The sequence below is a fragment of the Ensifer sesbaniae genome, from assembly GCF_013283665.1.
Taxonomy (GTDB): Bacteria; Pseudomonadota; Alphaproteobacteria; order Rhizobiales; family Rhizobiaceae; genus Ensifer; species Ensifer sesbaniae.
The window spans coordinates 750204-774930 of record NZ_JABEKU010000002.1 but is presented as its reverse complement, the minus strand read 5'-3'; the positions used below and the strand labels follow the sequence as shown (position 1 = coordinate 774930).

Here is a 24727-nt window from a genome sequence, read left to right as displayed (position 1 = left end):
CGCATAGGGTCCTGCCGAGACTTAGCCGCGCCACTGCGGACCTCATTTCCTGAGTTCTGCCGATGCTAGCATCAGGCGGCTTCGTCATGGATGGGGCGTTCCTTGCCAAAGACGAGGCGAACTTATGAACTGTCTCTTATGGTTGCAACTGCTTTGTTTTACTCGACTATCAGTGGCTGCCGCCTGCCTGGCGGCGATAAGGGAAATCGGCTTCGTCTTTCGCGGGTGTCGAAACGGTGTGATTGCCGGCGTTGCAGGCTTCTCATAAAACTATTCCATTTTTGAGATGCCGTTTTACCGCCGACGAAGGTAGGGTCCCCTGCGACGAAATGCCTGCTTCTCGATCGGGTCGGCGGACAGGAGGCGACGGGGAAAAATGACAGATATCAAATGCTTGCGACTTCGGGACCTCGGATTCCGGCCGGGAGTCTACGAGACCGGTCACTATAATGCCATCACCGATGTCGAGGGCGTCGCGGTCGGCCATGCCACCGTGATCGAGGCGGACCGCATTCGCACTGGCGCGACCGCCATCCTGCCGCATGGCGGCAACCTCTTTCAGGACAAGGTGCCTGCAGCGCTCGCCGTGTTCAACGGTTTCGGCAAGTTCACCGGGTCCACTCAGATTGAAGAGCTTGGCGAATTGGAGACGCCGATCGTTCTCACCAACACCCTGGCGACCGGCCGCGCCATCGAGGCGATCAACCGCTGGACGCTGGCGCAACCCGGCAACGAGAAGGTCGTGTCACTGAACGCGGTTGTCGGCGAGACCAATGATTCCCGCCTCAACGACATCCGCGCCGGCCGCCCGACGATTGACGAGATCGGTGCTGCCCTCGCGGCCGCCAGGACCGGGGCTGTGGAGGAGGGTGCAGTCGGCGCTGGAACCGGCACGGTGGCTTTCGGCCTCAAGGGCGGTATCGGCACCAGTTCGCGCCGCGTCAAGACCGCCGGCGAGGTCTTCACCCTCGGCGTGCTGGTTCAGACGAATTACGGCGGCCGGCTCACCGTTTGCGGCCGTGCCTATGACGCGCCGGCGGCGCACGACCGGGATGGCTCGATCGTCATCGTGATCGCGACCGACGCGCCGCTCTTCGCACGCAATCTCAAGCGCCTCGCCGAGCGCGCCTTCGGCGGCCTTGCCCGCACCGGGGCAGCGCTCAGCAACGGTTCCGGAGACTATGCGCTTGGCTTCTCCACGGCGCCTGCCGTACGCCGCACAAAGGCGCGGCGGGCAGCGATCACGCATTATCCGGACCTTCCGAACGACCTGATGTCGCCGCTCTTCGAGGCAGCGATCGAGGCGAGCGAGGAGGCGATCCTCAATTCGCTCACCATGGCACGCACGATGCATGGCTTCAACGCCGCGAGCGGCAAGCCAAGCACGGTCGAACCAATCTCGCTCGAGAGGCTTCGCGCCCTGAGCGGACACTGACAATTGCGCCACGGATCGCGAGCAAGCAGCGATCCAGTCTGCCCCCCCAAAGAAACGTTCACGGAGTCCACATGTCCCAGCCGCCCATTCGCACAGTCTATCTCAACGGCGCGTTTCTGCCGGAGAACGAGGCGCGCCTCTCGATCTTCGATCGCGGCTTCCTCTTCGGCGATGGCATCTATGAAGTGACCGCCGTGCTCGACGGCAAGCTGGTCGACAGCGCGCCGCATATGGCCCGACTGGAACGTTCGGCGCGCGAAATCGGCGTGCCGCTGCCGGTGTCGACCGAGGAGATCGTGGCGATTGAAAAGCGCCTGGTGCGAGACAACGACGTTCTCGAAGGCATCGTCTATCTCCAGCTCACCCGCGGTGTCGAAGACCGGAATTTCCTGTTCTCGGAGGCTATCAAGCCGACCCTCGTGCTCTTCACCCAGGAGAAGACGCTGGTGAGCGGCGCTGCGGCGGAGAAGGGGCTTTCGGTCAAGACCGTGCCGGACCAGCGCTGGGAACGCCGCGACATCAAGAGCGTCTGCCTGCTGCCGCAGGTGATCGCCAAGCGCATCGCCAAGGCTGAAGGCTGCGACGAAGCCTGGATGATCGAAGGCGGATTCGTGACCGAAGGCGCGTCCTCCACCGCCTACATCGTCACCGAGGATAACCGCATCATCACACGGGGCAACAGCCACGCAACCTTGCCCGGTTGCACCCGGCTTGCCGCCCTGGCGCTGGCCACCGAACAGGGGCTGACGTTGGAAGAGCGACCCTTCACGCTCGACGAGGCGTTGAACGCCCGCGAAGCCTGCCTGACAAGCGCCTCGAATTTCGTCGCGCCGATTACCCGCATCGACGGGAAGCCCGTCGGCTCCGGTGCACCGGGGCCGATCGTCAAGCGTCTGCGCGAGCTCTATCTGGAGCACGCGCGGCGGACGGCGATCTAGGTCGTCCGTGCGCGGTTGGACTGGCGCTCAGACGGCGCCTCCAGGCTCTGCCAGACCCGGCCGACGATCGGGCGACGGTTGTCCTTGGCGCGATAGAGGCGGATCTCGACGCTGACGTCCCAGCGCGGATCGGCGGCGCGCACCAGCGAGCCCTTCGCCAGTTCGGCCGTCATCAGGCTCTCGGGAACCCAGGCGATGCCCCAGCCGGCCTCGGCCATGGCCTTCAGCCCGACCGACATGCTGCCTTCGTGGACCCGCTCGGAGGCGGGCAGCTCCGGGCCGATCAGCTCGTCGAGAAGCTGGCCGAAGAAGGACGATTTCTCGTAGCTCAGATGCGGGAAGGGTATCGCTGCGTCTACGAGTGAGTGCAAGGGTGTGCCCGTTTTACTCGCCGCCGACACGGGAAGGATGCGCTCGTGGCCCAGCACGCGATGCTCGAAGGCCCGCGGGTCCAGCAGGTGTGGAACCTGGGTGTGGGCATAGGTGAGCAGGAAGTCGCACTCGCCGTCGACGAGCGAGTTGAGGTTTTCCTCCATGCTGCCGGAGTCCGGGCGAAGTCGTGAGAAGAGCGGCCCGATCCTGGCGTTGACGCGGCTCATCCACTCGGGAAAGAAGGTGAAGGAAAGCGTGTGCAGCGCCGTCAGCTTGATGGTGCGGGCGTCGGAGCCTTCCTCCTGCTGAAGGTTGCGCTTCGTCTGATAGAGCTGCTTCAGTGTTTCCTGCGCCACCGGCACGAATTTCGCGCCCGCTTCGGTGAGGCGTGAAGGATAGGTCGCCCGGTCGACGAGCGTCGCGCCCAGCCAGGCCTCCAATTGCCGGATGCGACGGCTGAAAGCCGACTGGGTCACGTGACGCTCGTCTGCCGCCTTGGAGAAGTTCAGTGTGCTGGCGAGCGCCAGAAAGTCTTCAAGCCATTTGATTTCCACGACATGCACTCCGGAAGTCCATTCCGCTCAGCCGGTCGCCGGGGGACAGGCTCCTTTGCGGCAGCGCCCGCGCGTCATCAAGAGAAATCAGGCACGGCGACGATATTCGATCATGCGGGCGCGGCTCGACACCAACTCGAGATGATCGGGCGCAAGCACATGCAGGCAGATGCGCTTGACCCAGGGACCGTCGATCAGGGTGAACAGGAAGCGGCCATTGCCGAGTGCAGTCAGCGCCATGGCGTGGCGGGTCGGGCCGACGCCCATCAAGACCGCGCCGTTCTCGATCGTGAATTCCGCGCCTTCGTCCGAGCGCCAGACGCCGGAGAGCGAAGCCGGCACCGGCTCATGCGTCGCCGCGGGAAGGAAGCGCCTGGCGGCATGGCCGACCTCGCCGACAAGCGCAGGACCATCGCGACGAAGCCGTATCGGCGCCGAGGCGGAGCGGGACGAGACCCAGCCCTCGCCGTCGTCATAAAGTGTCTCGTCGGCATCGAGATAGGTGCAGGTGCTGTCCTTGATCTCAATCCACCAGGGACCGGTCTCCGTTACGTACAAACCGTCGCCGAGATCGGCCGCGGGAGCCGGCAGGGGGAGACTGGTGAGCGCCGCCATGCCTTCGAGCGCGATCTTGTAGCCGTTGGTGTCTTCGCGGTTGGAAACGACAACGAAGCCGGCGCCGGTCTTAGGATCAAGCAGGAAATAGGTCTTGTAGCCGGGATGCGAGCCGCCGTGGCCGACGAATTCGTGCGCGCCGAGCCAGGACTTGCGCAAGCCCAGACCGTAGCCGGTCGGCCGTCCGTCGGCGAGAAAGCGCGTTGCCTGCAGCCTGTCGAGAAGGCCGGCGAAGCGACCTTCATCGTCGAGCAGGGCGTGGAGCCAGGTGGCGAGCGCCCGTGCGCTGCCCGTCAGGCTGCCCGATGCGGAGATGTGCAGACCGGCGGCGGAAAGCTGCCAGCGTTCCCCCGAATGCCAATAGCCGGGAACGAGGCCCTTCACCGGGTCGTTCCAGACGTCTGGCGCCTTCAGCGCGACGCGAAGCGGCGTCGCGATCTCGCGCTCAACGAAGTCGTCGAAGCGGAAACCCTTGCGCTCGAGCGCGGCTTCGACGAGGCGGTAGCCGGTGTTCGAATAGGAGACTTCGCGGCCGGCATCGAAATTCAGCCGTTCGAGGCGCGAAATGTAATCGAGCAGCGGTCCCGCCTTCGTCTCCGTATAGACCGAGAGGCCGAGCAACGACAGGCATTCGCGGGTATCCGGCAGCCCGCCACTCATGTCGAGTGCCTGCCCGACGGTGACTTCGGCAAGCGGTGAACGCAATTCCGGAAGGTGTTGGCCGAGCGGATCGTCGAGGCCGATCAGATCATCGTGAGCGAGCACCATCGCCGAAAAGACATGCTTGGTGAGGGAGGCATAACGCACCACGCTGTCGACCGTGAATGGGGCAAACGTCGCGAGGCTCTCGACGCCACCCGCATGCGAAAAGCAGGTTCCGGATCTGTCGAAACCAATGACGGCGCCGCCCGGCTGATCTTCTGTCCATTGTGCGGTCAGGCGCTTTGCGGTTGCTTCGGCGGCTTGCCAATCCAGCGATGCCGGCTTCGTCATGTCCATTCTCCATTCCGTTTGCGGCGGCTCCCGCGCGCATTTTCCGACTAAGCATGACGGCCGCCCTTGCTGCCAATTCCGATTCCGGCAGGGCCTATGCACGGTTTGCATTTGCCCGGCGTGCCTGCCGTGCGCTAGAGGGCGTGGTTCGGATGAACGCACTAAGGACGCTCTTTGGAAAAGGGGTGCGGTGCCCGCATCCAAAGTCTATGGTCCGTCCGCGACTATCCATGAGTCGCGCACAGGACAACAGGTTGAGAAGGCGATCCAGAATTGGCGATCCAAGCGAAAATTCCGGTCTTTGACGGACATAACGACGTGCTGTCGCGGCTCTGGCGTTCGCCGGGCGGCGCGCCGGAACGCCGCTTTCTCGATGGCGTCGACACCGGGCATATCGACCTTGACAAGGCGGAGGAGGGCGGTTTGGCCGGCGGCCTGTGCGCCGTCTACGTGTCCTCTCCGGGGCTCGCGAAGGACGGCAGCGGCGAGTTTGCGACGCCGGATCAGGCGAGCGCGCTCGAAGCGACGCTCGGCATGGCAAGCCTGTTGATGCGGATCGAGCGCCAGTCGGAGGGACGATTGAAGATCTGCCGGAGTGCGGCGGATATCCGCGGCGCCATGGCCAAGGGCGCGTTTGCGTCGGTGCTGCATATCGAAGGCATCGAAGCTGTCGGCGCCGATCTCGAAGCGCTCTACGTGCTCCATGCCGCCGGCCTGCGTACGCTTGGGCCCGTGTGGAGCCGGCCGAACATCTTCGCCTATGGCGTTCCATTCCGCTTTCCCTCCTCGCCCGATATCGGCCCGGGCCTGACCGAAGCCGGCAGAGATCTGGTGCGCGCCTGCAACGAGCTGAAGATCGTGCTCGACCTCTCGCACATGAATGAGCAGGGTTTCTGGGATATCGCCGCTTTGTCGCAGGCGCCGCTGGTGGCATCCCACTCCAACGTGCACGCGCTCTGCCCGCACAGCCGCAATCTCACCGACCGGCAGCTTGACGCAATCAAGGACACCGGCGGTCTCGCCGGCATCAATTTCGGTGTCCTGTTCCTGCGCTCCGATGGCGTCAAGAACCCGGATACGCCGCTGTCGCTTCTGGCCGATCACATCGATTACATCGTCAATCGTATCGGCATCGAGCATGTCGCGCTCGGCTCGGACTTCGACGGAACGACGATCCCGGCCGCGATGCGCAGTGCGGCCGACCTGCCCCTGCTTGTCGATCTCCTGCGCGAGCGCGGCTACGACGATGCGGCGCTTGCCAAGATCTGCCACGGCAATTGGATCAGTGTTCTGGAGACGACCTGGGGAGCTTGAAAACCGTCGCGATCTTTCGCGTTCGCGCCTTGCGCTTTTTGATACTTCGCCTGTTGCGCAAAACCGCTGCGCGACGGGTTTAAGTCTTCGGCGCCAGAGGCAGCCCCTCCAACAGAACGGCGATCGCCGCGTCGACGACGGCTGCGCGGCGGTCCCTGGCAAAGAGCCCGTATTGGACCGGAAGCGGCTTCGGCACGCCGGCGGAAGCGGTGAGCACGCGCATCTTACTCGCCCGCACCGCCTCCGGCGGCAGCAACCCGATGCCGAGCCCGTTTTCTATGGCGGCCTGCAGGGCCGTGATGCTCTGGCTCGTAAAGGTGATCCGGTGTTCCCGCCCCTTGTCCGCCAGCGTTTCGATCATGCGCCGGCGCCACAGGCAGGGTGCAGCGAAGGCGACGAGATCGATCGGCCGCGTCTCATCGAGCGCATAGTCCGCAGCGCAGACCCACTGCAGCTCGACGTTCCAGGTGGTCACTGCATCGGCGGTCACGACGGAGGTCGGCACGACCATGATATCGAGATCGCCTTCGGGCCAGGACTTCCCGAGTGCGACGCATTGCTCGACGACCACGTCGAGCCGGATTTCCGAATAGCCGCGCCGCAGCCGTCCGAGCGCTTCCGGCAGTGCCGTCGTCGCCACTTCCTCGGCAAGGCCGACGCGCACGCCGCCGCTTAGCTCCGTCTGCCGGAGGCGGGCCGCCGCTTCGTCGCCGAGTGCGAGCATACGGGTCGCGTATCCCAGGAACAGCTCGCCCTCGGGCGTCGGCACCACACCGCGGCCCGTGCGTTGGAACAGCTGGCGACCGAGCAGGCTTTCGAGCCGTCGCATCTGCATGCTGAGCGCCGATTGGGTGCGGCCGGTCTGGGTGGCGACACGGTTCAAGCTGCCCTGCCGGCAGACGGCGACATAGGTGCGCAGCAGGTCGATGCCGATCTGATCAGATATCATATACTTTGAACTCTGTTGTCATAGATATCAGTCTACAATGGGAACGTTGGGATGGCTATCTATTAGCTGTGATCAGAGAGGAGCGCTTCAAGCGACGTTGCCCGTGACAGCCAAGCCGGCATCCATCGCCGTCTAGGCGCCGTTATGGCCCCGCCGCCAGCATCCCGTCCAAAGGAAGAAACGCATGAAAGCAATTCGCGTGCACCAGCACGGCGGGCCGGACGTGCTCGCCTATGAAAATGTCGAGATCGCCGAGCCCGGGCCAGGCGAGGTTCGCGTTCGCAACCGCGCGATCGGCGTCAATTTCGTCGATGTCTACCTGCGCCGTGGCTCCTATCCGCCGCCGCAGTTCCCATTCACGCCCGGAAAAGAAGGGGCAGGCGAGGTGATCTCGGTCGGACCTGGCGTCGAGGGCTTCAAGCCGGGCGATCGGGTCGTCTATGCCGAGGCGCTCGGCGCCTATGCGGAAGAGCACAATGTGCCTGCTCATGTCCTCGTGCACCTGCCTGATGATATCGGCTTCGAGACTGGTGCAGCGATGATGCTGAAGGGTCTGACGGCGCAATATCTCTTGCGCCGCACCTTCCGGGTCGGGGCCGGTCACATCATCCTCGTCCATGCGGCGGCGGGCGGTGTCGGCCTGATCCTCACACAATGGGCGAAGCATCTCGGCGCAACGGTCATCGGCACGGTCGGCTCAGCGGAAAAGGCCGACCTCGCACGGGCAAATGGCGCCGACCACGTGATCGACTATGGCAAGGAAAACTTCGTTGCGCGTGTTCGCGAGATTACGGAAGGCAAGGGCGTCGATGTCGTCTATGACGGCATCGGCAAGTTGACGTTCGAAGGCTCGCTCGACAGCCTGCGGCCGTTCGGCCACTTCGTGAGCTTCGGTGCGGCGTCCGGTCCCATCGCGCCGTTCGACATCACGATACTGGCGACGAAGGGCTCGCTCTACGCCACCTGGCCGCTGTTGCCCACGCATCTGGCGCGGCGCGACGACGTGCTTGCCATGAGCAAGGACCTCTTCGACGTCGTCGCGAGCGGCGCGGTCAAGATCCCAGTCCACGCACGCCTGCCCTTGGCGGAGGCGGCCGAGGCGCACCGCCGGCTCGAAGGACGCCAGACGACGGGTGCGATGGTGCTGTTGCCTGACCGTGTCAGGGAAGTCTGAGAGCTTGTGTCAGTGAGCTGCCTTCGGTCTCCACTCAAATTTCCTGGCTGCCCTCAGACTTCCCGGAGGCATTCAACCGGTTTTCGGCGCGGGTCACCGCAAGGCTGTCGGCCGGGTTGCCTGACGGATCGCCGTCACCGAAGACATCCATGGTGCAGGTGTGCAGGATTGTGGTCGGCTCGCCGGTGTGGTTCCACATCGTGTGGGTGCGCACCGACGGAAAATGCGCGGAATCGCCGGCCTCCAGCACCATGCGCTCGCCGTCTACCTCCAGCGTCAAGGCACCCTGGAGTATGAAGAAGATCTCTTCGCCCTCGTGCGACATCGGTTCGCTGCGGTGTCCCGGTGGCTCGTGGATGATGGTGCTCCGGAGCACATTGCCGGGGAAGGAAGCGGAGAGCCGTTCGTAGGAGACGGAGTTGCCGCCTTCTCCGCCGAGGCCGTAGACCGGTCGGTGGTCGCGACGGGTGAAGGGCGTCGCGACCTTCGGCGGGTTGAGGAAGCTGCCGGCCTCGACCTTCAGCGTCCGGCACACGGCGATCAGCGAAGTCAAGGAGGGAACGGTGATGCCGCGCTCGATCTGCGATATGAAGCCGACAGAGAAGCCCGCCTCGTCGGCGACTTCCTGAAGCGTCATCTTCAGCGCCTTGCGCCGTTGGCGCAGGCGATCGCCGAGCGGCGTCGCCTCTGCCCCGCCGGTCGGTGCGCCGCTGGCCTGGTCCGTTGTCACTGTCTGTCCCCTTCTCGTCACTGCTCAAGCTAGGGTGCAGCCCGATTTCCTGTCAATCGATTTTAGATATCCTAAAAATCTTGGACGGCGGCAGAAGGCCAGAAACGGCGAAGGGGCGGGCTCCTGGCGGGTGGCTGCCGAGGGTGAGAGCAGAGGAGTGCGCTATCCGCCTCAAGGGCTACTGCGCGTTTGCTCCACCGTCGCCGCCACGATCCGGCGGACGAGCGGAAGAACCACGAGCAGACTTGGGAACGCGACCAGCCAGGAGAAGGCCCAGGCCTTGAGCCACAACGCCAGGAGGCCTGGCTGAAGGCCGCTGCCGCTGGCCGTCGAGACGAAGGAGACGATCGACGACATCAGGACGGAGAGGACCAATGGCATGACGATTGCCTGGTAGCGATGTGGAAGCTTCTTTGGCATGGGGATGAACTCCAGGATGTTGAAGAAAACGGTCTTGTCGGTCGGCCGGAATGGCCCGGACGATCCTTGCCGTCAGGATTGCGCCATCTCGCGGATGAAGCCTTGGAGGCTGCGGGGTTCACGCTGAAGGGCCGCCCGAAGCGTCAGGCTGTTTCCGCCGAGTCCCGCCTCCGCATAGTGGGCATGCACCTTGGCCAAAAGGTCGAGTTGGTGGTCGGTGTACTTTGCAAGGATCGGTCTTGCCCATTCTTGAAAGTCGATGGTTCCGGCAACGATCGGCCGCCCGAGGGCTTCGCCCATCATTCGGGCGATCTCCTCGCGATTGTGCCGGCCTTCGGCGCAGAGTTCGAGTGTTGCGAAGGCGAGCCGATCCTCGGTGAGCGCGATTGCCGCAACCTCGGCAATATCGCGGTAATCGACACGGGCGATACGGGCCGTCGTCGGGAACGGTTCGGCGAAGGTGCCGGTTGCAAGCACAGTGGGCCAAGCAGAGCGAAGGTTCTGCATGAAGTTTGCCGGATGCAGGATGGTGTATTCGAGGGGAGACGAATAGAGCGCGTCCTCCACCGGGATCTTTGCCGCATGGTTTTTCAATCGAATATGGCTCGGCTGGATAACGGAGGAGAAGACGAACTTCCTGACACCGGCACGCACCGCGGCTTCGACCATCGACACGCCCATCGCCGCTTCATCCGGCGCGAAGGCCGGCCCGATATGGAAGACGCCGGCGGCGCCCTCGAGCGCCCGGTCGAGGCTTCCTCGCTCACGCAGGTCGCCAATGGCGATTTCGGCTGCGCCGAGGGATTTCGCAAGCGTGCCATGCGCTTCGTTGCGGATCAACGCGCGGACCCTTGCTCCCCGCCGCGCCAGTTCCGGGACGACGAGGCCGGCAAAGCGACCGGTGGCGCCGACGACAAGGATGGTATTGGAGCGCTGGCTCATGGGGGCTGCCTTTCGTGCCGTCGAGGAGCGATGACCTCAAGCTAGTGAGTCAAAACAATGCGGACAATCCACGTCAGATGTGATTTATTCTCCCGGAAAACGGGATTATCTCATGAGCCGCATCGAAGACCTGGAAGCCTTTCTGGCGATCGTGGAACAGGGCAGCCTGACGGCTGCGGCCAAACGGTTGGGGCGACCGCTTCAAACCGTCAGCCGTTCGCTCGCAATGCTCGAGGCAGACGTAGGCGTGGAACTGGTGCATCGGACCACGCGGCGCTCGATGCCGAGCGAGGCTGGCGAGAGCTTCTATCGGCGCATCAAGTCGGCGGTGGAGGAGATCCACGACGCGCGCGAGGAAGCTGCGCAACGCCGGTCCGAGCCTTCAGGCGTGCTGCGCCTCGGGGCGCCCAATCTGTTTGCGCCGCGGTTCCTGATGCCTGTCATCGCCGGCTATATGGCGAGGTACCCTGAGGTCGAGGTCGATCTCGATCTCTCCGATGCCTTCGTCGATCTCGCCGGCAGCGGGCTCGATATGGTGATACGGATCGGCGACCTCGCGGATTCGGGACTGACGGGCAAACGGCTGGGTGCGCTCCGCCGTGTCGTTTTCGGCGCGCCCTCCTATTTCGCCCGTTTCGGTCGGCCCACGCATCCGCTGGAACTGGCTGAGCATGGCTGTGTCACGCGCACGGGCGACGAGCGGCCTGGTGCCTGGATGTTCACCATCGACGGCAGGGCGCGGGCGGTCAAGGTCGGCGGCAAGTTGCGCACCAACTCGATGAACGCGATCTACGCGGCGGTGGAGCAAGGCCTTGGTCTTGGCTACTCGCCGCTCTGGCAGATCAAGCACCTGATCGACGCGGGCAAGGTCGAACTCGTGCTCGAAGACTTCGAACCCGCACCGGTGCCGATCCATGCGCTCTGGCTGGAAGGGCGAACTCCGTCTGCAAAGATCCGCTGCTTCCTGGATCTTCTCGGCGAACACCTGAAGCTCGATCAGCTTTGAAGCGGGGTGAGGGTGCTTCGTCCGCCGCCCAATCTTGATCTCTGAAGGCGCCTACTTCGCGAATTTCTTGGCGCCGGCGACGCAGAACACGATCGCGCCCGTGGTCGCCAGCATGCCCCAGCTTACGGCTTCGCCCAGCAGCGTCGCCGCTAGCGCCAGACCGAAGAAGGGCTGCAGCAATTGCAACTGGCCGACGCCGGCGACGCCGCCAAGCGCGAGGCCGCGATACCAGAAGACGAAGCCGACGAGCATGCTGAAGACCGATACATAGGCAAGCCCCGTCCAGGCGGCGTGATTGATCGTCGAGAAGGAAGCCGGCATGGTGAAAAGCGTGAGCGCGAGCATGATCGGCAGTGACAGTACCAGCGCCCAGCAGATCACCTGCCAGCCGCCGAGCCTGCGCGAAAGACTGGCGCCTTCGGCATAGCCGAGGCCGCAGACGATGATGGCGCCGAGCATCAAGAGGTCGCCGACGGGAGATGCGGCGAAGCCCTGCATCAGCGCAAAACCGACGACTGCCGCACTTCCGAGGGAGGAAAATAGCCAGAAGGCCGGGCGCGGCCGCTCGCCGGCACGCAGCACGCCGAAGATGGCGGTTGCCAGCGGCAGCAGTCCGACGAAGACGATCAGATGCGCCGAGGTGACATGCTGCAACGCCAGGGCGGTCAACAGCGGGAAACCGAGAACGACGCCGAAGGCGACGATTGCGAGCGAAACGAGATCGGCCCGCGCCGGGCGCGACTGGCGGAAGACGACAAGCAGCGCGAGTCCGAGCAGGCCGGCGATCGCCGCGCGCGCCACCGTCAGAAACACTGGATCGAAATCCATCACCGCAACGCGTGTCGCCGGCAGAGATCCGCTGAAGATCAATACCCCGAGAAAACCGCTTACCCAACCGTCTGCCGTCTTGTCCATAATAGGCTCCTTTTTCGCCTGTATCGGTCGAGCGGGCTGGTCTCGCCAGAGACAATACGGTACAGTTTTTCCAAACTGTAATGGATACTCGGGCAGTACGGATGACGATGCAAGAATTCGGTCTCGGCAGCGAGACACTGCTCGAAGGCGTGATGGCGACAATCCGGCAGCGGATCTCGGCGCGCGTTTTGACACCGGGGGCGAAGCTGCCGTCGATCCGCGCCTTCGCCAAGACCATGCGCGTTTCCAAGTCCACCGTCGTCGAAGCCTATGAACGGCTTGTGGCCGAAGGGGTCATCCGCTCGAAGCCGGGTGCCGGTTTCTTTGTCTCGGCGCCCCTGGCGCCGCTGTCTTTGGCCGAGATCGGCCCGCGGCTCGACCGCGCCGTCGATCCGCTCTGGGTCTCGCGCCAGGCGCTGGAAACCGGCGACACCGTGCTGAAGCCGGGCTGCGGCTGGTTGCCGCCGAGCTGGATGCCGGAGGCGGCCCTGCGCCGCGCGCTCAAGTCCGCCGCCCGGCTGGAGGCGAGCGGTCTGACCGACTATGGAACGCCGCTTGGCCATCGGCCGCTGCGCCAGCTTCTGGCGCGGCGTCTCGGCGAGCATGGCGTCGAGGCGTCGCCCGATCAGATCATCCTGACGGAATCGGGGACGCAGGCGATTGACCTTATCTGCCGCTTCCTGCTGGAGCCGGGCGATACGGTCGTGGTCGACGACCCCTGCTATTTCAATTTCTATGCCTTGCTGCGCGCTCACCGGGCCGAGGTGGTCAGTGTTCCCTATACGCCCACGGGCCCCGACCTCGAACGATTTGCCGAAGTCCTGGCAGCGCATCGGCCGCGGCTCTACATCACCAATTCCGCAATCCACAATCCAACCAGCGCAACGCTCTCGCCCGTTGTCGCGCATCGCCTGCTCAAGCTTGCCGAGCAGGCGGGGCTGACGATCGTCGAGGATGATATCTTTGCCGATTTCGAACATGTGCCGGCCCCGCGGCTCGCCGCCTTCGACGGGCTTGATCGCGTGGTGCAGATCGGCAGCTTTTCCAAGACCCTCTCCGCCTCGATGCGCTGCGGCTTCATCGCCGCGCCGCGCGACTGGATCGAAGGGCTCACCGACCTGAAGATCGCCACGACCTTTGGCGGGCCGAGCCTTGCGGCGGAACTCGTTTTTACGATGCTCAAGGACGGCAGCTATCGCAAGCACATGGAGGCGCTGCGCCAGCGCCTGGCGCGAGCGATGGCCGACACGGCAGGACGGCTCACGGATATCGGCATCAAACCGTGGATCGAGCCGCAGGCGGGGATGTTCCTCTGGTGCCGCCTGCCGGAGAGTATCGATGCGGCCGAGGTGGCGCAAAAGGCGTTGCTTGAGGAGATCGTGTTGGCACCCGGCAATGTCTTCAGCCATGCCGGCACGGCCAATGACTTCCTGCGCTTCAATGTCTCTCAATGCGAAGACGAGCGGCTTTTCAAGGTCCTGCCTTCGATCATGCGCCAATGCGGCGTTGCGGGGGCGGGCTAAGTGGGATCGCCCGCCAACGACAGTTGCACTTTTTGGAGGCAACCGCCGGCGATCTCCGGGGAAGGACGGCCGATCTCAGCCTCGCCGATTTGCTTTGCCGCGGAGTCGAGCAGCTTTCGCCTATTTTTTGTGCATGGCGCTTCTTCCTTGCGCTGACGCATCGGTTCGCCGGCGTTCACGGGTGCCGGCAATTATCAATTCTCTTGGATTTTCGGCGCTGAATTCGAATTGGCACGATTAATGCTTCTTAACAGGCATCGGTCGTCGGGCAAGCCGATCTGGATTGCCCAGCCGCTTCGGAACCCAGCCATTCCTGGCGTCAAGTGAGAGAACGAAATGACAAAGTTTAAGCTCGAATACATCTGGCTCGACGGTTACAAGCCTACCCCGAACCTGCGCGGCAAGACCCTTATCAAGGAATTCGACGCTTTCCCGACGCTTGAACAGCTTCCCTTCTGGGGCTTCGACGGTTCGTCCACGATGCAGGCCGAAGGCAGCAGCTCTGACTGCGTGCTGAAGCCGGTTGCCGTCTATCCGGATCCGGAGCGCAAGAACGGCGCGCTCGTTCTCTGCGAAGTCATGATGCCGGACGCCAAGACGCCGCATCCGTCCAACACCCGCGCTTCGATCCTCGACGACGAAGGCGCCTGGTTCGGCTTCGAGCAGGAGTATTTCTTCTATCAGAACGGCCGCCCGCTCGGCTTCCCGGAAGCCGGCTTCCCCGCGCCTCAGGGCCCCTATTACTGCGGCGTCGGCTACAGCAACGTCGGCGATGTCGCCCGCAAGATCGTCGAAGAGCACCTCGACATCTGCCTGGCTGCCGGCATCAACCATGAAGGCATCAATGCGGAAGTCGCCAAGGGCCAGTGGGAATTCCAGGTGTTCGGCAAGGGCTCGCGCAAGGCCGCCGACGAAATCTGGCTCGCCCGCTACCTGCTGCAGCGCCTGACGGAAAAATACGGCATCGATGTTGAGTACCACTGCAAGCCGCTCGGCGACACCGACTGGAACGGCTCGGGCATGCATGCCAACTTCTCGACCGCCTACATGCGCGAAGTCGGCGGCAAGGATTACTTCGAAAGCCTGATGGCTGCCTTCGCCGAAGCTCGCGCCGACCATATCGCGGTTTACGGCCCGGACAACCATATGCGCCTCACCGGCAAGCACGAAACCGCCTCGATCCACCAGTTCAGCTATGGCGTGGCTGACCGCGGTGCTTCGATCCGCGTTCCGCACAGCTTCGTCAACAACGGCTACAAGGGCTACCTGGAAGACCGCCGCCCGAACTCCAAGGGCGACCCCTACCAGATCGCATCGCAGATCCTGAAGACGATCGCAACCGTTCCGACCGGCGCCGAAAATCGCGAAGCCGCCTGATTTTCAAGCCCGGCGCACACGAGGGCGCCGGGCCAAAATCAACGGGGTTGCGCTTTTCGCGACCAACAAAAAACGCTCCGCAGTTCAAGTTGCGGAGCGTTTTTTGTTGGTCCTATAGCTGTTGGCTCAGGCGACGCGCACGAAATGATCGGGCTCAACATCGCGGTTCGTCTCCTGGGGCACGGCAGAGCGGCGGCGCGTTTCATCCGCTTGCGCCGAGCTCACCTGGGCGTCCGGATCGTCGAAGCGGATATCTGAGTCGGGCACGGCCGAAAGCAACAGCTTAGTGTGGGGGTGCGCCGGCGGCCGACCGACGCGCGTGCTCGGGTCACAGGAGGTCAACAAAGCGTGCGAATCCCGGTCTGTCTCGGATGCGTGGCTGCGATGGCGGTTTGGGAAAAAGGGCGGGCGGGACGCGCGACCTAAGCGCGCCGCTCTGCAAATTGCACGTTTGTACAACTTTGTTCTTGAGTTGTTCGAAATATATCTTGATTTACAAAAACACTAAGTATCGATATTTGCGCGCTCATAAAGTGTAATTTCAAGAACTGTGCGACCTTTTCGAGTGGGGCCAGTATTTCTTGAGAGGAAAAGTATCGTTTTCCTGCAGGGCGGCGCAGGTAGTTCTCCGGATGGCTATTCCGCGGGACGCGTCAGGATGAACAGCGCCGGGAGCGTCATCGCCGCTGCGACGATCGCCGTCAGCACCAGACTCGGATGCGCGAAGAAAAGGAAGAGCCCGAAGCTTGCGGCCATCAGGCTCACCGCGCCGGTTTTGGCGCGCCTGGAGATCGCGCCCTTTTCACGCCATAGCCGCAGCGATGTGCCGAAGATGTGATGGTTCAGCAGCCATTGCTCCAGTCGCGGGGAAGCGCGCGCGAAGAGCCCCGCAGCCAAAAGCAGGAATGGGGTCGTTGGCAGGACGGGGAGGAAGGCGCCGATGACGCCCAGCCCGACCATCAGCCATGCCAGGCAGAGGCAGAGGATGCGAAGGGCGGGGTTCACGTGATGGCTCCAGACGGCGTCATGCTTCGGTTGCCTCGGCGATTGACGTTGTGGCCGTCTCGCTCGGTGGCCAGCGGCGAAGCGCCTCGACCCCCAGTTCCGTCAGGGCATAGATGCCACGGTCGATCCGCTCGAACCAGCCATAAACGTTGCTGAGCAAGATCTTGGCCGCATCCGGTGCGACTGCGCGAAGGTCGCGCGGACGCAGCTGACCGTTCTGCAGGGCGGCGGCACAGGCAAGCGCCTGCTGCCGATAGGCGGTCATGATCGGCGAGCGCGTAACGCCACCGGCGGTCGGATCGCCCTTGCGGCGGCGATGCTCGCCGATCAGTCGCGACCGCTTCCTGTTGTTCTTGCGGGGCATTACCGCGGAGGCTGCGAGAATGACGTCGACCATGCCGTTGTCGGCGACCGCCAGCACGCCGAAACCGAGCCTGCGGCAGAGATCGCGGAAGCGGCGATCGCTCTCCCGTCCCTTGCCCTTGGCCGAGACGCGGGCGGCGATCCATACCTCGTCGCCGGCGGCGGCGCGGTCGACGGCCTGCAGGATCAATTCGAGATTGAAGCTCAGCTTGAGTTCGCAGATGACGACCAGCGGCGGCTCGTCATCGCTGAGCGCCACGATATCGCAGCCGCCGATTTCGCCCTTGACGCTGTAGCCACGGGCCTCGAGAAAGTTCTTGATCGGCTGATAGAGGGTCGTCTCCAAACCCGGAAATCCTGTTGTGGTCGATATCGGGGAGGCGCCGTAGCTGTTGCCTCGAGCCGGCCGCGGCGCGTCTTCGCGAAAGGAGCCTAGCAGATAACCCCGATCGCCGGACTTGTCATCACGCCGCAGCCGGAAGGCTGCCCTCGTTGCTCGGGGAGCCGGCCAACCAGTAGCAAGCTTGCTTCGTCCTAACCTTGTGTTGTGCTATCATCCTCGAATGGACGCCTCTTCGGGGGCGTTGCGCATGCGAGGTTTTGACGACGGATGTTGCGAATCCTCACGCTGTTGCTCGTTTTGGTCTCATCGTTCGCGTTTCCAGCTTCGTTGCGAGCCGAAAACGATCGGGTCGCCTTGGTGTTGCATGTCAACGGCGCCATCGGCCCGGCCACGTCCGAGTATGTCAGGCGCGGCCTGACAAAGGCGCAGGAGCGTCGCCTTGCGCTCATCGTCTTGCAGATGGATACGCCCGGCGGTCTCGACACGTCGATGCGTGAGATCATCCGCGCGATCCTCGCTTCCCCCGTGCCTGTAGCGAGCTACGTCGCGCCGAGCGGTGCGCGCGCAGCGAGCGCGGGCACCTACATCCTCTATGCCAGCCACATTGCGGCGATGGCGCCGGGAACGAATCTCGGTGCGGCGACCCCGATTGCGATCGGCGGCGACATGTTCGGCCAGGGCAAGGATGCCGATACCGACAAGGACGACGGCAAACCGCCCGCGGCGCAGAACGCCGCCGAGGCGAAGCTCGTCAATGATGCGGTGGCCTATATCCGCGGACTGGCCGAGTTGCGCGGGCGCAATGCCGACTGGGCCGAAAAGGCGGTGCGCGAGGCCGCAAGCCTTTCGGCCGAGGCGGCCGTCAGGGAGAAGGTCGTCGATTTCACCGCCACAACCATCGCTGATCTGTTGAAGCAGGCAAGCGGGCGGACCGTGCGCGCCGGGCAGCAGGAGATCGTGCTCGATACGGCAGGGATCGCCGCCGAGGACTTCATGCCCGACTGGCGCACCCGACTGCTTTCAGTCGTCACCGATCCCAATATCGCGGTCATCCTGATGATGATCGGCATTTACGGTTTGATCTTCGAGTTTCTCTCGCCGGGATCGGTGGCGCCGGGCACCGTTGGTGGCATCAGCCTGCTGCTTGGGCTCTATGCGCTTTCCGTGCTGCCGGTCAGCTACGCCGGCATCGGGCTGATCCTGCTCGGGATCGGCCTCATGGTTGCCGAGGCCCATTCGCCGTCTTTCGGCGTGCTCGGAGCCGGCGGCAGCGTTTCCATAGTCCTGGGCGCGGCAATCCTTTTCGACACAGATACGCCGGGCCTGCAGGTCTCCTGGTCCGTGCTGGCGGCGCTTGCCGTCGCAAGCTTCGGCTTCAGCCTGCTGGTCGCCCGGCTGGCCTTCAGCTCACGCCGCCACGCGGTGGTGACCGGCGGCGAACAGATGATCGGCATTGTCGGCAAGGTCGATAGTTGGACAGGCGCCGCCGGCTACGTCATTGCCCATGGTGAACGCTGGCAGGCGGTAAGCACGCAAACGCTATCGAGAGGTGAAACTGTGAAGGTTGTCGGGCGAGACGGCCTGACGCTCGAAGTGGTGCGCGACGGCTAAAAGGCATAGCGCGCCGCGGGTCCTGTGGGCGCAAGCGAAAGCCGGAATGGAGGAATGGTCATGGACATGTTCGGGAGCCTTGCTCCTTTTGCCGCGTTGCTGGTGCTCATCATTCTCGTCATCGCCTATGCGATCCGGATCCTGCGCGAATACGAGCGCGGGGTGGTCTTCACGCTCGGGCGGTTCACCGGCGTCAAGGGGCCGGGCTTGATCCTGCTCGTGCCCTATGTGCAGCAGATGGTGCGGGTCGACCTTCGAACCCGGGTGCTGGACGTGCCAAGCCAGGACGTCATCTCCCATGACAACGTCTCGGTCCGCGTCAGCGCCGTGATCTACTTCCGCGTCATCGATGCGGAGAAATCGACGATCCAGGTCGAGGATTTCATGATGGCGACCAGCCAGCTGGCGCAAACGACCCTGCGTTCGGTGCTCGGCAAACACGATCTCGACGAGATGTTGGCCGAGCGCGACCGGCTGAACGAGGACATCCAGAAGATCCTCGACAGCCAGACGGATGCCTGGGGCATCAAGGTGGCGACGGTCGAAATCAAACATGTCGACATCAACGAGAGCATGATCCGCGCGATCGCCCGCCAGGCGGAAGCCGAACGCGAGCGGCGCGCCAAGGTGATCAATGCCGAGGGCGAGCAGCAGGCGGCGGCCAAGCTGCTCGAGGCTGCGGAGATCCTGTCCCAGCAGCCTCAGGCGATGCAACTACGCTATTTGAGCACGCTCAACGTGATTGCGGGCGAGAAGAACTCGACGATCGTCTTTCCCTTCCCGATGGAGATCGGCGGCCTGTTCGGGCTAAAGGCTGACAAGCCGACCGGTCAATCATGAGTGCGCCAAGGGCTCAGGCCGCCGTCCTTTCAAGATTGGCGACTTTCAGCAGATCGTCGACTGCGCCGGGCGCAGCCGCCAGGACCGGCGCCCAATGGGTCAAAGCCTCGCCACGCGTCGGGAAGGGCAATGTCCAGCCACCGGCTTCGTTCACCAGGCAGTAGCCACCGAGGCAATCCCAGGCATGCATACAGGGTTCATAGTAACCGACCAGCCTGCCAGCGGCGACATAGGCGATCATCAGCGCGCCGGAGCCGTTGCGCATGAAGTTGCCGCCGTTTGAAAGCAGGCGCTCGACGATGGCGCCCATCTCGGCGGGTTTCACCTGGTCGTTGGCGCCAAGCCCGGTGACGGCGTTGCGGATCGTGCGTGTGCCGTCGAGACGAAGCGGCTTGCCGTTCAGTGTCGCGCCGCGGCCCGTTGCCGCGGCATAGATTTCCTGATGGCACGGCGCATGGATGACGCCGATGACCGGCTTTTCCGCATGGACAACGGCAATCGACACGCACCAGTTCGGCATGCCGTTGACGAAGGGGGTGGTGCCGTCGATCGGGTCTAGCACCCAGGTGAAGCCGGACGTGCCGTGGAGAAGCCCGTGTTCCTCGCCGAGCACGCCATCGTCCGGAAATGCCGCGGCGATCTTGTCGCGGATCAAGGTCTCGACGTTGCGGTCGGCGATCGAGACAACGTCGTGCGCGTCGCGTTTCGTTTCGATGACAAGCGTTTCCCGCTTGAGGAAATAATCGTAGGCGAGCCGGCCGGCCTCCTCGGCCATGGATCTGGCAAGCGCGAAGCGGGCGTCGAGGCCGGCAATTTCAGAAGTCATGCAAGTGTCCCTCTCGTATCCAGTTTGAAAATTCAGGCGTCAATCAAAGCAAGGCCGCGGTTGCGGAAACCGATGGCGACCTCGGTTGCCGGAGATAGCATTTCCTCGACCGCCTGATCGACAACAAACAACAGGCCCGCCGGCGTTTCGACCTCGTATTCGACGTGACTACCGAGATAGGCGGCGCTGCTGATCGTGCCGGCAAGGGCCGCACCCTTGGCCGGCGTCAGCGTCACCGCATTCGGTCGGACGGCGAGTTTCGACGGACCGGGCCGAGCACTTCTCGACTGCAGGCGATGCTCGAGGCCGCCGACACGGATTGTCGCCTGGCCGGCGTCAGTCGCGGTGACCTCGCAGGGCAACACATTGGCCTCGCCCATGAAGTCGGCGATGAAGGTGGAGGCGGGCGCCTCGTAGAGATCGCGCGGCGCGCCCTGTTGGGCGATTGCGCCGTCCTTCATGACGATGATGCGGTCGGAAACGGCGAGCGCCTCGTCCTGGTCGTGGGTGACGTAGACGGCGGTAAAGCCGAGCCGCTGCTGCAATTCGCGGATCTCGGTGCGCACCCTGCGGCGCAGGCGCGCGTCGAGGTTGGAAAGCGGCTCGTCGAGGAGGAGCACCTGCGGCTCAAGCACGAGGGCTCGGGCAACGGCCACGCGCTGCTGCTGTCCGCCGGAAAGCTCGGCCGGGAGCCTTTGTCCGAGACCGCCAAGGCCGACGAGCTGCAGACCTTCTTCGGCACGCTCGCGCGCCTCCTTCTTCTTGATGCCGGACGACTCGAGCCCATAGGCGACATTGTCGAGCGCCGACATGTGCGGGAAGAGCGCATAGGACTGGAAGACCATCGAGACGTCGCGCTCGTTGGCCGGCAGCATGGTCACGTCCTTGCCGCCGATCAGGATCTTTCCAGCAGAGGGGTGCTCGAGGCCCGCCAGCATGCGCAGCGTCGTCGTCTTGCCGCAGCCGGAGGGCCCGAGCAGGGTTACGAGCGTACCGGGTTCGATGGTGAGCGACAGGTCGTGGATAGCGGTGACGGCGCCGAACTGCTTGCGCACGTTCTGAAAGACGACAGAGCCGGTGCGCGGGGCGCTCATGTGAGTGCTCATGCGGTTTTCTCCTGGGAGATGGTGGTGGCGGGACGGGCGGGAGCGGCGCCGAAGACGCGGTTCTCCCGCCTCAGCTTGCGTTCGCCGACGAGGAGCTGCAGGCCGGTGATGACGGTGATCATCACCAAGATGAGGGCGGAGGAATAGGCAATCGCAACACCGAACTCGCCGTTTTCGACGAGGCCGACGATATAGGCGGTCGCCATGTTGTATTCGGCGCTGACGAGGAACACGACTGCGCTGATCGAGGTGATCGCCCGGACGAAAGAGTAGACGAGGGCGGCGACGACGGCGGGCCTCAGCAGCGGCAGGATGACCTTGCGCAGCGTGCGGAAGCTCGTTGCCCGAAGCGTCAGCGACGCCTCGTCGAGGCTCTTGTCGAGCTGGCTCATCGCCGCAATGCCGCCGCGCACGCCGACCGGCATATTGCGGAAGACGAAGCAGGCGACGAGGATCAACGCCGTGCCGGTCATTTCGAGTGGCGGCAGGTTGAAGGCGATGATGTAGCTGATGCCGATGACGGTGCCGGGAATGGCGAAGCTCAGCATCAGCGCGAACTCGAAGACGTCGCGGCCGGCAAAGCGCTGGCGCACGATGAGATAGGCAGTGAGCAGCCCCACCAACGCCGTCAGGGGCGCTGCGATCAGCGAGATTTCCATGGTCGTCCAGAAGGAGTTCCAGGCAACGCCGGTCCAGGCGATCGCGCCGTCCACGACGGAGATCGAGAAAGCCTTGGCGTAGTGGTCGAGCGTCAGCGAATTGTCGAGGCCCCAGGTTTTCACGAAACCGCCGAAGAGGATCATGCCGTAGACGACCACGGTAAAGATCATCCAGGGGATGACGACGGCGTGAACGCCGATCGACAGCGAGCGCGGCAGCGCACTGTGGGCGCCGGAGTCGCCCTTGCCGGTGACGGTCGAATAGTTCTTGCCGGCGAGCCAGTAGCGCTGCGCCAAAAAGGCCGAGAGCGTGAAGCAGAGCAGGATGATCGCGAGAACCGCGGCGCGGGAGGGATCGTTCTGCGCGCCGACGACGGCAAAGAAGATTTCGGTCGAGAGCACGCCGTGGCTGCCGCCGAGCACCAGCGGATTGCCGAAATCGGCCATGCTTTCGATGAAGCCGATGAGGAAAGCGTTTGCGAGGCCGGGTTTCATCAGCGGCAGCGAGACGTTCCAGAAGGTGCGCCAGCGATCGGCGCGCAGCGTCTGAGACGCCTCCTCCATCGACGGGCTGACACCTTCGACGACGCCGATCAGCACAAGGAAGGAGATCGGCGTGAAGGAGAGAACCTGGGCGATCCAGATGCCGGTGAGCCCATAGAGCCAGCGGCCGGGCTCGACGCCGAAAACATCGGAGAGAAATTCGGTGACGACGCCGGCGCGGCCGAAAAGCAGGGTCAGCGCCAGGCCAATGACGAAGGGCGGCGTGATGATCGGCAGCACCGTCAAGAGCCGCATGCCCTTCTTGAAGGGAAAGCGCGTGCGGGTGGCGACCAGCGCGAAGGCGAGGCCGAGCAGCGTCGAGCCGGACGCCGTCATCAGTGCCAGCCACAGGGTTCGCCAGGCAACGCCGCAGCGGCCCTCGCCGACGACGCAGCGCAAGCTCCAGATCGAGGCATCCTGGATGTTGCGGATGAACCCGTCCGGCTTGAACGAGCCGTCGAAATCCTGGACGGAAGCCGCGAACATGCTGCCGACCGGATAGAAAACGAAGACGACGACCAGAGAAACGAGCAGCGAGATCGCTGCGACGATGAAGGCATCTCCCTTGAGCACGCCACGCTCGGCAAGCCCGAAGGCGAATATCAGGATGAAGGCAAGTGCCAGGAATACGGCGCCGGCGCCCATCGATGGCTGCCCGTCCGAAAGCGGCCCGAACAGGACCTCGCTGACTGTCCACGTCCAGCCGGTGAAGCCGATCGCAAGCCCCTGAAGGGCGAGATAGAGGACACCCGTTGCGCCGGCGATAGCAAGCACAAGCCCACGGCGTGCGGGATCGCTCACAAAGCGCGCCGCCGCGCAGATGCCGAGCAGCACCAGTGCCACGACCAGCCACGGCCGGCCATGCGCAAAGATCTGCATCAGGCCGGGGGCAACGGCCGAGTCCCCGGGGAAATCGGCGATCCAGCCGAGCCCGAAGAAGCCACCTTCGATGCGATACCAGGGGACAGCCAAGAATGCGGCCAGTCCGAGCCCGAGCGCGAGGTCGAGCCTGCGGTTGCGATGTTCCATGACGGTCCTCGCGTGAATTGAAATGAGAATGGTGTGACGTGGCGTCGCCGCGGAGGCGACGGACGAGCGCTGGGCCGCTCGGCCGGATCGATCATCCGGCCGAGCCTGTCCGGAGGATCAGTTGGCGGTGGCGCCGATCTCACGATCCCAGCGCTCAAGCAGCGCCTTGCGCTTCTCGGCGTCGCCGAAGGTGGCAAAGTCATAGTCGATCAGCTTGATGTCCTCGAACTTCGGTGCTTCCTTCGGCACTTCGGCCGACTTGTTGGACGGTAGCTGGAACGACTTGGCGTCCTTCATGCGCGACTGGACCTCGGGCTTCAGCGCCCAGTCGTACCAGGCCTTGGCATTGTCCAGGTTCTTGGCGCCGCGGATGATCGACATCGAGCCGATCTCGTAGCCCGTGCCTTCGCAGGGCGCGATCGCCTTGATCGGGAAGCCTTCGGCGGTCTGCGCCACCGCGTCATGCATGAAGACGATGCCGAGGCCCGCTTCGCCACGCGCGGCTGCCTTTACCGGCGCCGAGCCCGACTTGGTGTACTGCGCGATATTGCCGTTGAGCTTTTTCAGATAGTCGAAGGCCTGGTCTTCGCCCATGATCTGCACCAGCGAGGCAAGCGCCGTGTAGGCGGTGCCGGACGAATTCGGGTTCGCCATCTGGATCTCACCCTTCAGCGAGGCGTCGAGCAGATCGGCCCAGCACTTCGGCTCCTTCAGGCCTTTCTTCGAGAAGATCTCGGTGTTGTAGCCCCAGCCGAGCGCGCCGGCATAGACGCCGACCGTGCGGTAACCGGAGCCTTCGGCCTGCTTCTTTGCCCAATCGTGAAGCTGATCCAGCATCGGTGATTTGTATTCGAGCGTCAGGCCGTCGGAAGCGGCCTGCAGATGCGGGTCGCCGGTACCGGCCCACCAGATATCGGTCTTCGGATTGCGCGCCTCGGCGCGGATCTTGGCATAGGTCTCGCCGGAGGACAGGCGAACCATGTTGACCTTGATTCCGGTTTCCTTCTGGAAATCGCCGGTCATCTGCTCGCAGATCACCACGTCCGCCGAGCAGATGAGATTGAGGCTGCCGGCAGCCTGGGCCGAAAGCGCGCTGAGCGCCGTTCCGGCGAAGAGCATGAGGGAAAGGGTCATCGTTTTCATTG

22 protein-coding genes are annotated in these 24727 nt (G+C 63.9%); 9 read left to right on the top strand and 13 right to left on the bottom strand.

Going from position 1 to position 24727, the window contains the following annotated elements; genetic code table 11:
- The first annotated feature begins 376 nt into the window (after nucleotides 1–376).
- Both BHMPCIPO_RS21330 and BHMPCIPO_RS21325 read left to right on the top strand, forming a co-directional pair.
- A complete protein-coding gene (locus BHMPCIPO_RS21330) occupies nucleotides 377–1435 on the top strand; it encodes a P1 family peptidase (RefSeq protein WP_173518826.1) in 1059 nt (352 codons plus the stop codon).
- 71 nt (nucleotides 1436–1506) lie between these two features.
- Nucleotides 1507–2373 carry a D-amino-acid transaminase gene (locus tag BHMPCIPO_RS21325; RefSeq protein WP_173518825.1) on the top strand — a complete coding sequence of 289 codons (867 nt, stop codon included), beginning with the start codon at nucleotides 1507–1509 and terminating at the stop codon, nucleotides 2371–2373.
- Here BHMPCIPO_RS21325 and BHMPCIPO_RS21320 read toward each other — a convergent pair.
- Both BHMPCIPO_RS21320 and BHMPCIPO_RS21315 read right to left on the bottom strand, forming a co-directional pair.
- Nucleotides 2370–3299: a LysR family transcriptional regulator gene (locus BHMPCIPO_RS21320; RefSeq protein ID WP_173518824.1), complete on the bottom strand. Its 930-nt coding sequence runs from the start codon at nucleotides 3297–3299 to the stop codon at nucleotides 2370–2372. The genes BHMPCIPO_RS21325 and BHMPCIPO_RS21320 overlap by 4 nt on opposite strands.
- Before the next feature lie 87 nt (nucleotides 3300–3386).
- Nucleotides 3387–4907 (bottom strand): serine hydrolase domain-containing protein, encoded by a 1521-nt coding sequence (locus tag BHMPCIPO_RS21315; protein ID WP_173518823.1) that lies wholly within the window; start codon nucleotides 4905–4907, stop codon nucleotides 3387–3389.
- Nucleotides 4908–5180: 273 nt separating this feature from the next.
- On the opposite strand from BHMPCIPO_RS21315, the gene BHMPCIPO_RS21310 reads away from it, so the two are divergent.
- Entirely contained in the window at nucleotides 5181–6221 is a 1041-nt protein-coding gene (locus tag BHMPCIPO_RS21310) for a dipeptidase (RefSeq protein WP_173518822.1), read from the top strand.
- Between the two features lie 79 nt (nucleotides 6222–6300).
- Here the strand turns inward: BHMPCIPO_RS21310 and BHMPCIPO_RS21305 are convergent, their stop codons facing one another.
- Nucleotides 6301–7170 (bottom strand): LysR substrate-binding domain-containing protein, encoded by an 870-nt coding sequence (locus BHMPCIPO_RS21305; RefSeq protein ID WP_173518821.1) that lies wholly within the window; start codon nucleotides 7168–7170, stop codon nucleotides 6301–6303.
- 184 nt (nucleotides 7171–7354) lie between these two features.
- On the opposite strand from BHMPCIPO_RS21305, the gene BHMPCIPO_RS21300 reads away from it, so the two are divergent.
- The gene (locus BHMPCIPO_RS21300; RefSeq protein WP_173518820.1) at nucleotides 7355–8344 is read left to right on the top strand and encodes a quinone oxidoreductase family protein; all 990 of its coding nucleotides are present in this window, start codon (nucleotides 7355–7357) and stop codon (nucleotides 8342–8344) included.
- Nucleotides 8345–8378: 34 nt separating this feature from the next.
- Here BHMPCIPO_RS21300 and BHMPCIPO_RS21295 read toward each other — a convergent pair whose 3' ends face one another.
- The 3 genes from BHMPCIPO_RS21295 to BHMPCIPO_RS21285 form a co-directional block, all read right to left on the bottom strand.
- Nucleotides 8379–9074 carry a helix-turn-helix domain-containing protein gene (locus BHMPCIPO_RS21295; RefSeq protein WP_210266622.1) on the bottom strand — a complete coding sequence of 232 codons (696 nt, stop codon included), beginning with the start codon at nucleotides 9072–9074 and terminating at the stop codon, nucleotides 8379–8381.
- Nucleotides 9075–9245: 171 nt separating this feature from the next.
- Nucleotides 9246–9494, bottom strand: a complete 249-nt coding sequence (locus tag BHMPCIPO_RS21290) for a DUF2798 domain-containing protein (RefSeq protein WP_173518819.1) — start codon at nucleotides 9492–9494, stop codon at nucleotides 9246–9248.
- A 72-nt stretch (nucleotides 9495–9566) separates the two neighbouring features.
- The gene (locus BHMPCIPO_RS21285; RefSeq protein ID WP_173518818.1) at nucleotides 9567–10436 is read right to left on the bottom strand and encodes an NmrA/HSCARG family protein; all 870 of its coding nucleotides are present in this window, start codon (nucleotides 10434–10436) and stop codon (nucleotides 9567–9569) included.
- Between the two features lie 112 nt (nucleotides 10437–10548).
- Here BHMPCIPO_RS21285 and BHMPCIPO_RS21280 point away from each other — a divergent pair, with 112 nt between their 5' ends.
- Entirely contained in the window at nucleotides 10549–11442 is an 894-nt protein-coding gene (locus BHMPCIPO_RS21280; RefSeq protein ID WP_173518817.1) for a LysR family transcriptional regulator, read from the top strand.
- Between the two features lie 51 nt (nucleotides 11443–11493).
- Here the strand turns inward: BHMPCIPO_RS21280 and BHMPCIPO_RS21275 are convergent, their stop codons facing one another.
- Complete coding sequence (locus BHMPCIPO_RS21275; RefSeq protein ID WP_173518816.1) at nucleotides 11494–12357, bottom strand: DMT family transporter; 864 nt, start codon at nucleotides 12355–12357, stop codon at nucleotides 11494–11496.
- Nucleotides 12358–12437: 80 nt separating this feature from the next.
- Here BHMPCIPO_RS21275 and BHMPCIPO_RS21270 point away from each other — a divergent pair, with 80 nt between their 5' ends.
- Nucleotides 12438–13880 (top strand): aminotransferase-like domain-containing protein, encoded by a 1443-nt coding sequence (locus BHMPCIPO_RS21270; protein ID WP_376741677.1) that lies wholly within the window; start codon nucleotides 12438–12440, stop codon nucleotides 13878–13880.
- Between the two features lie 336 nt (nucleotides 13881–14216).
- Nucleotides 14217–15257 (top strand): glutamine synthetase beta-grasp domain-containing protein, encoded by a 1041-nt coding sequence (locus BHMPCIPO_RS21265; protein ID WP_173518814.1) that lies wholly within the window; start codon nucleotides 14217–14219, stop codon nucleotides 15255–15257.
- Between the two features lie 636 nt (nucleotides 15258–15893).
- On the opposite strand, the gene BHMPCIPO_RS21260 is transcribed toward BHMPCIPO_RS21265, so the two are convergent.
- Entirely contained in the window at nucleotides 15894–16217 is a 324-nt protein-coding gene (locus BHMPCIPO_RS21260) for a YbaN family protein (protein ID WP_210266684.1), read from the bottom strand.
- Nucleotides 16218–16281: 64 nt separating this feature from the next.
- Complete coding sequence (locus tag BHMPCIPO_RS21255; protein ID WP_173518812.1) at nucleotides 16282–16971, bottom strand: DUF2161 domain-containing phosphodiesterase; 690 nt, start codon at nucleotides 16969–16971, stop codon at nucleotides 16282–16284.
- 264 nt (nucleotides 16972–17235) lie between these two features.
- Between BHMPCIPO_RS21255 and BHMPCIPO_RS21250 the strand changes: the two genes are divergently transcribed.
- A complete protein-coding gene (locus BHMPCIPO_RS21250; RefSeq protein WP_173518811.1) occupies nucleotides 17236–18579 on the top strand; it encodes an NfeD family protein in 1344 nt (447 codons plus the stop codon).
- A 60-nt stretch (nucleotides 18580–18639) separates the two neighbouring features.
- Entirely contained in the window at nucleotides 18640–19419 is a 780-nt protein-coding gene (locus tag BHMPCIPO_RS21245) for a slipin family protein (protein ID WP_173518810.1), read from the top strand.
- A gap of 13 nt (nucleotides 19420–19432) precedes the next feature.
- On the opposite strand, the gene BHMPCIPO_RS21240 is transcribed toward BHMPCIPO_RS21245, so the two are convergent.
- From BHMPCIPO_RS21240 to BHMPCIPO_RS21225, 4 genes are all read right to left on the bottom strand, one after another.
- A complete protein-coding gene (locus BHMPCIPO_RS21240; RefSeq protein WP_173518809.1) occupies nucleotides 19433–20245 on the bottom strand; it encodes an inositol monophosphatase family protein in 813 nt (270 codons plus the stop codon).
- Between the two features lie 32 nt (nucleotides 20246–20277).
- Complete coding sequence (locus tag BHMPCIPO_RS21235; RefSeq protein ID WP_173520128.1) at nucleotides 20278–21339, bottom strand: ABC transporter ATP-binding protein; 1062 nt, start codon at nucleotides 21337–21339, stop codon at nucleotides 20278–20280.
- Nucleotides 21340–21347: 8 nt separating this feature from the next.
- Nucleotides 21348–23582, bottom strand: a complete 2235-nt coding sequence (locus BHMPCIPO_RS21230; protein ID WP_173518808.1) for an ABC transporter permease — start codon at nucleotides 23580–23582, stop codon at nucleotides 21348–21350.
- A gap of 117 nt (nucleotides 23583–23699) precedes the next feature.
- Nucleotides 23700–24725, bottom strand: a complete 1026-nt coding sequence (locus BHMPCIPO_RS21225) for an ABC transporter substrate-binding protein (protein ID WP_173518807.1) — start codon at nucleotides 24723–24725, stop codon at nucleotides 23700–23702.
- Nucleotides 24726–24727: the final 2 nt, after the last annotated feature.